Origin of the sequence: Paenibacillus sp. FSL R5-0519 (assembly GCF_037974275.1) — a bacterium.
Lineage (GTDB): Bacteria > Bacillota > Bacilli > Paenibacillales > Paenibacillaceae > Paenibacillus.
In genome coordinates this window covers 1,812,848-1,826,118 of the sequence record NZ_CP150234.1, presented here as the reverse complement: position 1 = coordinate 1,826,118, position 13,271 = coordinate 1,812,848, and the positions used below count along the sequence as shown (strand labels likewise).

Annotated in this window: 10 protein-coding genes; all 10 read right to left on the bottom strand. The window is 47.3% G+C overall.

Features of this window, described 5'->3' with window-relative positions; all coding sequences use genetic code 11:
* Positions 1-21: 21 nt before the first annotated feature.
* The gene (murD, locus tag MKY73_RS08165) at positions 22-1,443 is read right to left on the bottom strand and encodes a UDP-N-acetylmuramoyl-L-alanine--D-glutamate ligase (RefSeq protein WP_339306746.1); all 1,422 of its coding nucleotides are present in this window, start codon (positions 1,441-1,443) and stop codon (positions 22-24) included.
* Between the two features lie 3 nt (positions 1,444-1,446).
* Complete coding sequence (gene mraY, locus MKY73_RS08160) at positions 1,447-2,415, bottom strand: phospho-N-acetylmuramoyl-pentapeptide-transferase (protein ID WP_278298911.1); 969 nt, start codon at positions 2,413-2,415, stop codon at positions 1,447-1,449.
* 12 nt (positions 2,416-2,427) lie between these two features.
* Complete coding sequence (gene murF / locus MKY73_RS08155) at positions 2,428-3,840, bottom strand: UDP-N-acetylmuramoyl-tripeptide--D-alanyl-D-alanine ligase (RefSeq protein ID WP_339308526.1); 1,413 nt, start codon at positions 3,838-3,840, stop codon at positions 2,428-2,430.
* A complete protein-coding gene (locus MKY73_RS08150; protein WP_339256427.1) occupies positions 3,840-5,327 on the bottom strand; it encodes a UDP-N-acetylmuramoyl-L-alanyl-D-glutamate--2,6-diaminopimelate ligase in 1,488 nt (495 codons plus the stop codon). Before MKY73_RS08150 ends, murF begins: the two co-directional genes overlap by 1 nt.
* Before the next feature lie 140 nt (positions 5,328-5,467).
* Positions 5,468-7,420: a stage V sporulation protein D gene (locus MKY73_RS08145; protein ID WP_339256429.1), complete on the bottom strand. Its 1,953-nt coding sequence runs from the start codon at positions 7,418-7,420 to the stop codon at positions 5,468-5,470.
* Positions 7,421-7,514: 94 nt separating this feature from the next.
* Positions 7,515-9,848: a penicillin-binding transpeptidase domain-containing protein gene (locus tag MKY73_RS08140; RefSeq protein WP_339306744.1), complete on the bottom strand. Its 2,334-nt coding sequence runs from the start codon at positions 9,846-9,848 to the stop codon at positions 7,515-7,517.
* 12 nt (positions 9,849-9,860) lie between these two features.
* Complete coding sequence (locus tag MKY73_RS08135) at positions 9,861-10,289, bottom strand: hypothetical protein (RefSeq protein WP_339235933.1); 429 nt, start codon at positions 10,287-10,289, stop codon at positions 9,861-9,863.
* Between the two features lie 27 nt (positions 10,290-10,316).
* Positions 10,317-11,267 carry a 16S rRNA (cytosine(1402)-N(4))-methyltransferase RsmH gene (gene rsmH / locus MKY73_RS08130; RefSeq protein ID WP_339256432.1) on the bottom strand — a complete coding sequence of 317 codons (951 nt, stop codon included), beginning with the start codon at positions 11,265-11,267 and terminating at the stop codon, positions 10,317-10,319.
* A gap of 18 nt (positions 11,268-11,285) precedes the next feature.
* Entirely contained in the window at positions 11,286-11,723 is a 438-nt protein-coding gene (gene mraZ / locus MKY73_RS08125) for a division/cell wall cluster transcriptional repressor MraZ (protein ID WP_017687291.1), read from the bottom strand.
* A gap of 273 nt (positions 11,724-11,996) precedes the next feature.
* Positions 11,997-13,262, bottom strand: coding sequence for an adenosylhomocysteinase (locus MKY73_RS08120; RefSeq protein WP_278298908.1), 1,266 nt, complete (start codon positions 13,260-13,262; stop codon positions 11,997-11,999).
* Positions 13,263-13,271 lie beyond the last annotated feature (9 nt).

Here is a 13,271-nt window from a genome sequence, read left to right as displayed (position 1 = left end):
GGGGCTTTTCCACCCCCCTACTTACAAGTTATGCGCCGCCTCTTTAAAAATGCGTCCCCGCTCTTCATAGGAAGCAAACATGTCCCAACTTGCACATGCCGGGGATAACAAAACGACATCACCGGCACTGGCAAGCTTTGATGCTTCCTGCACAGCAACGGTTAACGTCCGGGCAGCGTCCTCCTCATTATCGACGACCTTAATTTGCTTTAATCCGGCAAGTTCCGCGACTTTGGCAATTTTCATCCGTGTTTCTCCAAGCGCAACGACAGCTTTTACCCGTTCCTGGAACAAGGGTAACAACTCCATCATGTCTGACCCGCGATCCAACCCTCCAGCAATTAATACAACTGGCTCCTTAAACGAGTTCAGAGCCATGACCGTAGCCTTCGAATTGGTCGCTTTGGAGTTGTTGTAATACGTAGCGCCATTATGATCTAGTACATATTCAAGTCGGTGTTCAACCGCCTTGAAATCTGCAAGTGGATCAGCCAGCACTGCTGGATCAGCTCCTGCCGCTACGGCGATGGCTACAGCAGCCATTGCATTCTCCACATTGAATCGTCCAGCAATGCCAATGTTCTCGATGTCAATAATGGTGTGGTGATTTCCCTTTTCATCCGCGTAGATCATCTGACGCTTCACATCATCCTCTTCTCCATCCACATAAGAAGGATCTGCATATACACCTGTATCCAATTTCTCGGTCATCGAGAACGGTAGCAATCTGCCTTTAATATAAGGAACCAGTTCGCGACATACCGCATCATCCCAATTTAGAATGGCTACGTCGTCAGGCTGCTGATTGGCGAACAGTTTGGCTTTGGAAGCCACATAATCATCCATGTTCCCGTGATAGTCCAGATGTGTCTCTGCAACGTTAAGTAAGCTGGCAATCCGGGGACGGAAATCAACCGTTCCTTTGAGCTGGAAACTGCTAAGCTCAACAACCATCCAGTTATCTGGAGAAGCTTGCTCTGCCGCTTCACAGAGAGGTGTTCCTATATTACCGGCAACGATCGGTTTGAGGCCGGCATGCTCCAACATTTTACCCACCCAAGTGGTCGTTGTTGTTTTACCGTTGGAACCCGTAATCCCGATCATGGGTGCAGCACATAGATGATAAGCTACCTCGACTTCGGTCACCACTTCAATGCCCAATGCCATAGCTTGCTGCACAGGAGCTGCATGGTATGGGATACCCGGGTTTTTAACGACCAGCTTCACACCACTGTGAATCAGATTATCCGGATGTCCTCCGCATACAACAGAAATTCCCAAAGCCTCCAATTCGGAAGCTTCGGGACATTGATCTCTCTCTTTTTTATCATTTACTGTAACCTTCGCTCCGGCGCGATCCAGCACTTTGGCGACCTGTACGCCGCTTTTGGCCAATCCGAGCACGACTACTTGTTGTCCGCGATATGATTCAGGATGGTTCATGATCTACAACCCCTTGTTGAGATAAAGTCCAAGAGCGGCCAAAATTGCGCCTACCGCCCAGAAGGTAATAACAACCCGCCATTCCGACCAACCACTTAATTCAAAGTGATGATGAATGGGGCTCATTTTGAATACACGTTTGCCACGAGTCTTGAATGATACCACTTGAATAATAACAGACAGGATCTCGATGACAAAGATACCGCCAATGATGACAAATAAAAGCTCTGTTTTAGTTACTATCGCTACCGCACCTATGGCACCGCCAATCCCCAATGAACCCGTATCGCCCATAAACACTTTGGCTGGATGTGCATTGTATACCAGGAAACCGAGCACGGCTCCAATCATCGCTGCTGCACATACTGCCGCCGGCATCGACGTGGCTTGCATCGCCACAATGGCAAATGCGCCAAAGGCAATCGCACTTACCCCTGACAGCAACCCATCCAGACCATCGGTAAAGTTAACCGCATTGGTAATGGCAAGCATCATGAATACGACAAACGGATAATAGAACCATCCAGTCCAGTCGAACGAGACTGACGTACCCGGAATAGAAATGGCTGTACTGTGTCCATTCTGAATCAGCAAGAAACACATCACTGCACTGAAGAACAACTGGCCCAGCATTTTTTGTCTGGCCGTCAGTCCAAGGGAACGTTTGAACACAATTTTGATGTAATCATCCAGGAAGCCAATCAGCCCGAATCCCAGCGTAGCCACAAGCAAGACATAAAAGTCTGTATTCTTGACAGCCGAAAATTTCAAAAAGGCCAATGTGAACGCAACTAAAATGACGACTCCACCCATTGTAGGTGTTCCGCTTTTTTTCAAATGGCTCTGAGGCCCATCTTCCCTAACTTGCTGTCCGAATTTCATGCGTCGTAACAGCGGAATCAGGAGCGGTGCGGCAATCACCGCCAGAATAAATGAAACGCCGATTGTTAACAGTAATACCTGAAAATCCATGGGTTCACCCCTCTAGTCTACTCGATTCTGTAATGTTGCCATTTGTAGTGCTTCGACCACGTCCTCCAGCTTCATGCCCCTTGAGGCTTTGAACAAGACAACGTCTCTGGGATGTAGTTTCTCCAGTAGATAACGGGTCATTTCTTCTTTATCTATAAAAGCATGCACAGCCTCTGCCGGCATATGCTTTCTTGCTCCTTCGGCAATATGCGCTGATAGCGGGCCGTATACAAGCACCATGTCCATTTTGGCAGAAGTAATATACGCTCCAATTCCAAAATGAAGGTCCTGCTCCTGAGAACCAAGTTCAAGCATATCACCAAGCACAGCCACTTTCATGCGGTATCCTTTCAGACCTTCTAGTACATCGATTGCGGCCTTCATGGAGGTAGGACTTGCATTGTATGCATCATTCAGCAGGGTTAGACCACTAACACCTTGAGTAACCTCAATACGCATGCCTGTCAATTTCAAGCGAGACAACCCAGCGGAAATCTGCTCCGTTGTCACTCCAAAATGACGGGCTACAGCCAAAGCAGCCAGACAGTTAACGACATTATGCGTTCCCAGAAGAGGGAGCGTAAATGCATGTTCTCCAGACTGTTTGGTGGTGAAAACGACTCCGCTCTGCGCATTCATAAGTCCGGTAGGATAATCATCATTATCGGTTTGCAGACCAAATGTAAACCGCTGCAAACCATCGGGTTGTTTCGTTGCGGGCTCTTCAAGAACTTGTGCAATTAAAGGCTCGTCTCCGTTGTAGATCAGTAATCCGCCATGCTTCAGTCCCGCGGCAATCTCAGCTTTGGCTCTGGCAATCTCCAGTCTGGACCCCAGCTGAAGCAGATGAGATTCACCAATATTGGTAATGATCGCTACATCAGGCTGAGCAATAACCGACAGATCGTTAATTTCCCCGCGACCACTCATACCCATTTCCAAAATGATAATCTCCGTATCCGGGGCCATACTTAATACGGTCAGTGGTAGACCAATGTGATTATTGAAGTTGCCTTGTGTCTTATGCACTTTGAATGTAGTTGAGAGAATCGCATCCACGATGTCCTTCGTTGTTGTCTTGCCGTTGCTGCCTGTAATGCCAACAACAGCTGCTTTATTCTCCGTTAGATAAGCCGATGCGAGTGCTTGCAGTGCGACAAGTGTGTCATCAACCACAATGACAGCTCCTTGCGGTGGAATACCATGATCCTTTTGCCAGATCGCCCCTGCGGCACCCTTCTCTAAACAATCTTGCACAAACTCATGTCCGTCAAACCTTTCACCCACTAGCGGGATAAACAAACTGCCTTCCAAGGGTTTACGCGAATCGGTAAACACCCCTTCAACCGTTACATGGCCATGAGCAGCAGCGTCACTTAATGTTCCTCCACACATCTCGGCCAATTGTGCCAATGTTCTTTTTATCAATTGGATTTGCCCCTTATCGCTTCTTTGGCTATGATTCGGTCATCAAAATCGGTTTTGGTTGTGCCGATAATCTGATAGGTCTCATGACCCTTGCCCGCAATCAATACTACATCGGCTGGGCTTGCCATTTCAATAGCTTCATGAATCGCCTGGCGCCGATCCACAATCATCGTATAACGTTCAGCAGGAACAGATTCTTCAATCAGGCCCTGTTCAATGTCTTTGAGAATCAGATCCGGATCTTCTGTCCGTGGATTATCGGAAGTAACCAGTACATAATCACTATACTTCGCAGCAATTTTCCCCATGAGAGGGCGTTTGGTACGGTCCCTGTCACCACCACAGCCAAACACGCAGATTACACGTCCTTCGGCAAACTCCTTCACCGTCCGTAACACATTCTCCAGTCCATCCGGTGTATGGGCATAATCGACAATAACAGCAAATGGCTGGCCTTCGTCCACTCCTTCAACACGTCCATCCACGCCTGGAACCGTCTCCAGACTGCGCTTGATCTCTTCCAGTGGAATACCTTCCACCAGTGCTGCAGAGATTGCTGCCATGGCATTGTACACATTGAATTTGCCTACCATGCGCAAGCGAATATCCGTGCTGCCCGCAAATGTATCCACGTGGAAAGAAGTTCCTTGAGAAGTGATTGAGATTTGGGATGCACGTACATCGGCCTCTTCACCCATGCCATATGTAATCACTTCAGCAGCCGTCACAGAGATGAAATAATCCGCAGCTGCATCATCTGCATTGATGACCGCGAACTTACGCTGCGAAGCATCTTGCGTATAGCCGTTACCCAGCCGTGCAAAGAACAATCCTTTCGCCCCACGATATTCCTCCATGGAATGGTGGTAGTCCAGATGATCCTGCGTCAGGTTAGTGAATACCGCAGTACGGAAGTTGGTTCCCTTTACTCGTCCTTGTTCCAATGCGTGAGAAGAAACTTCCATGACACAGCAGTCCGTACCCTTCTGAACCATATCATGCAGACTGCGCTGCAGATCAAGCGCTTCTGGTGTCGTTCCTGACATCGGGTAGGTCCGACCGTCATACCGCATTTGAATGGTACCGATCAATCCTGTCTTGCGTCCATAATCACTCATGATTTTTTCAATCAAATACGTGGTTGTTGTTTTTCCGTTCGTTCCCGTAACACCAATCATATTCATCTTCTGGCTTGGCGAGTCAAAAAAGAAATCTGCCAGAACAGCCATTGCAAACCGGCTGTCCTTCACCAGCAATTGTGGTACAGGCAGATCCAGTTGCCGTTCAACCACCAATGCGACTGCACCGGAATTAACCGCTTTTTCTGCATAATCATGACCATCTACGGTATGTCCCGGAAGACAGATAAACAGATCACCCGGTTTTACCTGCCGGGAATCTGTCTGAAGGTTTTGGCATTCTGTATTTGGTTCGCCCACGAGACGGGCGGTGGTCAGCATCGATGCAAATTGTTTTAAAAGCACATGAATAACCTCACTTTTCCAATTATACTTCTGTTTTAGCATATGTCTGTATTTATTAATATCGTCAATACAGCCAAATAATGAAACGCACTTGGATGAACTTTGTTGCGCTTGAAGCCGAAACTGCTCCAGTGCACAAGTTATTCATCCTTCGTGTGATCGTGCGCATCGTTCAGTACATTCCCCATATAAATGCGGATGGTGGATCCCTGATCTACCCTTGCCCCGGGCTTGGGTGCCTGATTGATTACGTATTTACCACTGCCAGACTTGGCCAGCATAAAATTCATGTTCAGGTCTTCGTACAGATCTTCGACAGTAGCTCCTGTCAGGTCTGGAACTGTCACGATTTTGGTCTCACCGTACTTGTATTCTTTCGCGACCTGATCCTTCCGAACAGGGACATTCATATAATGCAGTGCATCTTCAAGGATGTTCTGTACAATTGGGGCGGCAACCACGCCTCCGAACTGAATTCCTTTGGGATTATCCACTGCGGTATAGACTACAATCTGAGGGTCATCAGCTGGTGCAAATCCAATAAAGGATACGATATGCTCGGTTGAGGAATAACGTCCGTTGATGACCTTCTGGGCTGTACCTGTTTTGCCACCGACTCGGTATCCATCAATGAACGCTGGACGTCCTGTTCCTTTGGCGACAACACTCTCGAGTGCTTCGCGTACTTGCTTGGACGTATTCTCCGAGATCACCTGACGAACCAGTTCCGGTTTGGCTTCTTCCATGACTTCTCCCGTGACCGGATGGACCCACGCTTTCGTAACATATGGCTTGTAAAGTTTACCCCCATTGATGGCCGCTGACACAGCTGCTACTTGCTGAATGGGTGTTACCGATACACCTTGACCAAAAGCGGTCGTTGCAAGCTCAACAGGGCCAACTCTGGACAGTTTGAACAAAATTCCACTGGCTTCTCCGCTGAGGTCGATCCCTGTCTTGGTGCCGAAGCCAAAGTCTTTAATATAGGAGAAGAGTGATTCTTTTCCCAGCCTCTGCCCCAGCGCTACAAATCCCGGGTTACATGAGTTCTCCACCACTTGCAAGAAGGTCTGACTTCCGTGGCCCCCCTTTTTCCAGCAACGCAAACGCGCTCCACCCACCTCAACATATCCGGGATCAAAAAATTGATCCTGTTGCAGATTGACTTTTTTCTCTTCAAGCGCTGCTGCCAACGTAATGATCTTAAAGGTAGAGCCTGGCTCGTAGGTCATCCAGATTGGTAAATTCCGATTGTAGATCTCTGCGGGATATTGCTGATAATCGGCAGGTTCGTATCCAGGCCTGCTGGACATGCCCAAAATTTCACCTGTTTTGGGATTCATCGCTATGGCCAATGCTGAGTTCGCCTGGAACTTCACCATGGCCTGATCCAGTTCTCTCTCCATGATGGACTGAATGGATTTATCAATGGTCAGCTTGAGGTTAAGGCCGTCCTTCGGTTCCACATACTTCTCGGATGAGCCCGGCATTAGCCTTCCGGCCGCATCGGACAAGTAGGACACACTACCATTCAGACCATTCAGCTTATCATCATATTTCTTCTCGACACCCGTTAAACCCTGATTATCAATACCCGTAAAACCAAGAATATGGGCAGCCAAATCATCATAGGGATAAAAACGTTTATTATCCTCAGCAACAACGATACCCGGAAGCTTCAAATCACGGATGCGCTGAGCTTTCTCCATCGTAATTTTGCGGCCGCCGGGTTGTAGTCGTACAATCAGTTCTCGTTTCTTGATGGTTGCCAGCACTTTTTCTTCCGTCATTCCAAGCAATGGTGCCAGTGCTTTAGCTGTCGTTTCAGCTTCTTTGACCTGAGCCGGAATGGCCATAATGGTCGGTGTTGTCACATTATAGGCCAGAGAGGTTCCATTGCGATCCAGGATCTCACCTCGCTTGGCTGAATAAGGAATATTACGCCGCCAAGATTCTTCTGCTTTTGCTGACAACTCCGGGCCTTTCCCGAGTTGTACATAAGCAAGCCTGATCATCAGGGCCGAAAATAACAAAACTAAAATCATTAAACTCCATAGCAACCTGCGCCGCAGATTTACACTTGATCCCTTCACGAAAAGATCCCCCCACTCGTCCCAAAATCATGACATTCGTTCCCTTCATGAATATTCAGGACAACCGGGGGTTAGAACAAGCTGTCAAAGCTCCCTATGGTAGCGAAGCCCCGTCTGTTGCTGGATCATCAGAGGATTCGGATTCATTGGCAGGAGCCTTGTTGTTATCTATTTCTTCTGTTCCGTCTGTTTTACCATCTCCACCCGAAGCCTCTTGTTCTTTCACTTCAGAATCTGACGACGGATCAGAAGAGATCGGAGCCTCATCGGCTATACCTGTCACTGCCGCTTTGGCAGTTTGCAAGTTCAACTTCACGGTTCTCTGCTCACCTGCGACCTGCTCGGTTTGCTTCACGACATAGCCCTCACCTTCGACCGTTACCCCTACTTTCATGAGTGAAAGTACTTCAAGGGCATCACGAAGAGATTCACCTGTTAGATCTGGAATCTTCATCTTGCTGCTTTCTTCCGTTAGCAGATAGATTCGTTGGCCTGGATTCATAGAGGCGCCAGCAACCGGATACTGCCGAATTACATTATCCCCTTGACCAAGAGTAACATAAGCAATACCTGCGCTTAGAAGTTGGCTTCTGGCCTGTTTGGCTGTCTTGCCACTCAGGTCAGGCGCCTTCGCTTGCACGACAGAGACTTCTTTTGACTTTTTGTCAGGAGTTTTGGCAGTGTCCTTCGGTATTCCCATGTATTGAAGAGTCTGGCTGACAATCTTTTTGAATACCGGAGCAGCCGCGGTTCCTCCACCGATGTTGGTTCCATCCGGTTGGTCAATGACAACAAGTATGGCAATCTTCGGATTATTCACTGGTGCAAATCCAATAAACGATACAACGTCTTTGGACTTGCTGTATTCTCCGTTAACTACCTTTCTTGCCGTACCCGTCTTACCAGCTACACGGTAACCTTCAATATAGGCATTACGACCGGTACCAATCGTTTGATCTGCAACCACTTGTTCCAGATAACCGCTCACCAGCTTGGAAGATTCCTTGGAAATCACCTGACGAACCACTTTAGGTTTGATCACTTCCGTGGTCCCATCATTCGGGTTCTTGATCTCCTTCACCAGATGTGGCTCCAGCAATTTGCCGCCGTTGGCAATCGCAGAGATAGCTGCGACCTGTTGAATTGGTGTTACCTGTACAAGACCATGACCGTAGGCTGCCGTGGCAATCTCGGATTTGTATATAAGTGGCTTGATCGGTGACGCTGACTCATTCGGCAGATCAATACCTGTCTTTTTACCAAAACCGAATTCGTCTATGTAATGACGCAGACGTTCACCACCAAGCATGTTATAACCCAAGTTAACAAAGGCAATGTTACTCGACCGTTTGACACCTTCAAGATAAGATATCCAACCATAGGCATGTCCATTATCACTAATTGGGAAACCACCGATATATATGCGTTTGGATTCGAAACTAGCATTGGGATCAAAGAGTTTTTCTTCCACAGCTCCTGCCAGCGTAACTATTTTGAATGTACTACCTGGCTCATAGATGGATTGAGTGGCATGATTGATAAAATTCTTTTGATCAGGTGTACTCCCATACGAATTAGGGTTAAAGGTTGGCCAATTCGCCATGCCTAGAATCTCCATCGTGCTCGGATCTGCTGCAATGACCGTCATACTCAGTGGATTATATTTGGCAACGGCTTCTTTCATTGCATCCTCAATGTAAAACTGGATCGTGTCATCGATGGTTAGCGTAAGGTTTTTCCCGTTCTGAGGCGGCAGATAGTTATCCTGTGAATCCGGAAGTTTGATGCCTTTGGCATCCTTCTGATAATTCAAATATCCATCTGTTCCAGTCAGTGCTTCATCATATGAGACTTCAAGTCCATTGACAGCTTTCCCGTCACGGCTCATATATCCCAACAGGTGAGAAGCAAGTGTTTCTTCAGGGTAAAAACGCTTCGACTCTTGAGCCATGACAATGGCATTACGAGCCTTGTATTCTTCTTGTAATTCCTCACGCAGTTCGTTGACTTTTTCCGCAAGCTCAGGACTTATCTTATACCCTTCACTGCGTACTTCACGCTGCTGATAGAACTTGCCATCTTCCTTTTTGGCTGTGACCAGAGCACGCATCTCACTCTCATTTTTACCAAGAAGGGCTGAGAGCTTTTCCGTCACTACATCCTGAATCCCAAGTTCATTAATTAACAGAGGATTCACGGAAACCGTGTATGCAGGTGCATCAGTAGCCAGAACGTTACCATTGCGGTCCGTAATCGTCCCACGTGCGGCCTTAATCGTCTGTTCCCGCTCTACCAAACCGGCCGCCCGTTCCTGCCATACACCACCATTTACTACTTGAATGAAGAAGATTCGGGTTACGAGTACAAGAAAAAAGAGGGTAATACATCCCCCTATAAGCAACGTGCGCATCTTTATTCTTTTTATCATCGGAACACCTCTTTACTTACTGCTTGCTGTATTCGAAGACGATTCAGTACCTGTTGATTTCGTACTTGTTGAGCGTGGTACAAAAATGACATCCTTACCGGAAGCTTCAACGTAACCAAGTTGTTTTGCATTTTCGATGACCTGATTATTTAAGGTTTCTTTTTCCACCTGCAGGTCTGCAATTGTCTTCTCATACCCCTTGATATCCGTAATAGTAGCCTGGGCCTGTTTGTTCAGATCATAGATATGAGCATAACGAGACATTAAAGCTCCACCAACAAGGATAACTGCAACCAGGGTAATCAGATACAAAATCTTCTCGCGTGCCGGAAGACCCGTACGACGGGTCACCACTTTGGTGGTTTCTTTGTATCGTTGCTGGGTCACACGTTCCTGGGACGCTTTTTCTTTTACAGCGAGATTACCACGTGTATATGCCATACTCCGATTCTCTCCTCCACTCTTGATCTACAATTTCTCGGCAACGCGCAGCTTGGCTGAACGAGCACGTGAATTTTCGGCCAATTCCGTTTCCGTTGGAATTAGCGGTTTTCTGTTAACTAAACGCAGGGTACCCTTGCCGCCGCATACACACAACGGAAAATCGGGTGGACATGTACATTTTTCCAGATAACTGCTGAAAATCTGTTTACATATCCGATCCTCAAGGGAGTGGAAGGTAATAACAGATACACGTCCTCCTGGTGCCAGACAACGAACAGCCTGATGCAAGCCTTCTTCAAACGCACCCAACTCATCATTAACGGCAATACGTAATGCCTGGAAGCTGCGTTTGGCAGGATGTCCACCCGTACGGCGAGCTGCCGCCGGGATGCCTTCCTTAATTAGTTCCACGAGTTCACCTGTCGTCTCAATGGTGGACTGCGCTCGTTTTGCAACGATAACACGGGCAATTCTTCTCGAAAACTTCTCTTCACCATAGCGATACAAAATTCGAGCAATCTCTTCTTCAGGCCACTCATTCACAATCTCTTTGGCCGTCAGCATTGCATCCTGGTCCATTCGCATATCGAGCGGAGCATCGTGATTGTAGCTGAATCCACGTTCTCCTTCATCAAATTGCGGAGATGACACACCCAAGTCATACAAAATACCATCAACCTGTGGTGCACCATCCTTCATTGGCACATCCAGATCCTTAAGTACCTGTTCCAGATCTCGAAAATTGGTTTTCACCAATGTTACACGATCTCCATAGGCAGCGAGCTTCTCGCGCGCATTATCCAAAGCCCAATCATCCTGATCTAGTGCGATCAGACGTCCCCCTGGACCGAGCTTGGACGCAATCACGGAGCTGTGTCCGCCACCGCCTAAAGTGCAGTCCACGTATATACCGTCCTGCTTGATGTTTAATCCCTCTGTTGCCTCTTCTTTGAGTACGGTTATGTGGTGAAACAACCTGCACCCCTCCTGACTTTATAAATCAAAATTAAAATCGACCAGCTTTTCGGCAATGTCGTTGAATGCTTCTTCGGATTGATTGAAATAACTCTCCCATATGCCTTTGCTCCAAATCTCCACCCGGTTCGACACGCCAAGGACAACACAATCCTTGTCCAGCTTGGCATACTCTCTTAGATTGCCCGGCAGATTTACCCTGCCCTGTTTGTCCAGTTCACATTCGGTTGCACCCGAGAAAAAAAACCGGGTAAACGCACGTGCGTCAGATTTCATCAATGGCAGTGCTTTGAGCTTCTGTTCCATGACCCCCCACTCCTCCATGGGGTACACGAAAAGACACTGGTCCAAACCCCGTGTGACAACGAAAGACGGTCCCAGAGATTCGCGGAATTTGGCCGGAATGATCACCCGACCCTTATCATCAATGCTATGTTGGAACTCCCCCATAAACATTGGCCCACTCACTCCTCACCCGTTTCTCCCACTTTGCCCCACTTTCCACCACCTAAGCATAATAGATTCGCACAAAAAAATCAAAACCCTTCTTGCAATACTTGATTTTTTAATTTTTCAGCATAAAAAAACGTCTTTGATCCTGTCACTCAGGATCAAAGACGTTTCCCGTAAACGAGCAATCGTATGTCTACACGCACATGAGCCATATCATCAATAAACCATTCTATACCCTTTGAATCAATTCATCAGCTTGTAATTATTGGATAAAACTTAAAATTTCCAGCTATCCAGGTATTTTTCTTGCTCAGCCGACAAAGAGTCGATACCAATATTCAAACTTTCCAGTTTATAGCTGGCTACCTGTTGGTCAATATCATAAGGTACATTAACAACGTTTTTACCTAACTCCGCATAGTTCTCACTCACATAACGCAGGCCCAGAGCCTGCAGAGCAAACGTCGTATCCATGATTTCGGCAGGATGACCATCTGCTGCACCTAGATTCACGAGACGACCTTCTGCAAGAAGGTACATTTTGCGACCATCTTTGAAACGATATTCCTCAATGTTACGACGAACTGTGCGAATCGATTCCGAACGTTTAGCCAGTTCAGGTTTGTTCACTTCAACATCAAAGTGACCTGCATTACTCAGGATTGCTCCGTCCTTCATCACATCGTAATGCTCGCCCGTGATAACATCCTTATTGCCTGTAACTGCGATAAAGAAATCACCCAATTTGGCTGCTTCCACCATTGTCATGACACGGAACCCGTCCATATGTGCTTCTACCGCTTTGATTGGATCAATCTCGGTAACGATCACATTCGCTCCAAGACCTTTAGCACGCATCGCTACACCTTTACCACACCAGCCATAACCTGCTACCACTACGTTTTTTCCAGCGACAACCAAGTTGGTTGTACGAATAATTCCATCGAATGCAGATTGTCCTGTACCGTAGCGATTATCGAACAGATACTTGCAGTATGCGTCATTAACTGCAACCATTGGAAACTTCAATTGGCCTTCTTTCGCCAATGCTTTCAAACGAATAATACCCGTTGTCGTTTCTTCTGCTCCGCCGCGAATTGTTGCTGCGAGGTCAGGGCGCTCGGATGCAATAATGGTTGCAAAGTCTCCGCCATCATCAATAATGAGATCAGGCTTCACTTCAAGCGCACGCAGTTGCAGAGATTTGAATTCCGCAGGTTCCGGATTGTATTTCGCATATACGGTAACACCGTCTTCCACTAATGCTGCGCAGACATCATCTTGTGTAGACAATGGGTTACTGTGCGTAATCGTTACTTCCGCCCCACCCGCTTGGATCACTTTTGCCAAATAAGCTGTTTTTGCCTCCAGATGAAGACATATCGCAACCTTCAAACCTTTGAAAGGCAGATCCTGTTCGAACTGGCGACGAATGCGGTTTAATACTGGCATATGTGCCTCTACCCAGTCTATTTTCAGATGACCCTCTGAAGCGAGTCCCATATCTTTAACAATACTGTTTTGCAACGCAGGTGTAGTCATTCCATATCC

What these genes read in the sequence shown, in the direction of transcription:
- murD (WP_339306746.1), bottom strand. Translation starts at nt 1,443, where the DNA reads ATGAACCATCCTGAATCATATCGCGGACAACAAGTAGTCGTGCTCGGA.
- mraY (WP_278298911.1), bottom strand. Translation starts at nt 2,415, where the DNA reads ATGGATTTTCAGGTATTACTGTTAACAATCGGCGTTTCATTTATTCTG.
- mraZ (WP_017687291.1), bottom strand. Translation starts at nt 11,723, where the DNA reads ATGTTTATGGGGGAGTTCCAACATAGCATTGATGATAAGGGTCGGGTG.
- MKY73_RS08120 (WP_278298908.1), bottom strand. Translation starts at nt 13,262, where the DNA reads ATGACTACACCTGCGTTGCAAAACAGTATTGTTAAAGATATGGGACTC.
- MKY73_RS08140 (WP_339306744.1), bottom strand. Translation starts at nt 9,848, where the DNA reads ATGATAAAAAGAATAAAGATGCGCACGTTGCTTATAGGGGGATGTATT.
- MKY73_RS08135 (WP_339235933.1), bottom strand. Translation starts at nt 10,289, where the DNA reads ATGGCATATACACGTGGTAATCTCGCTGTAAAAGAAAAAGCGTCCCAG.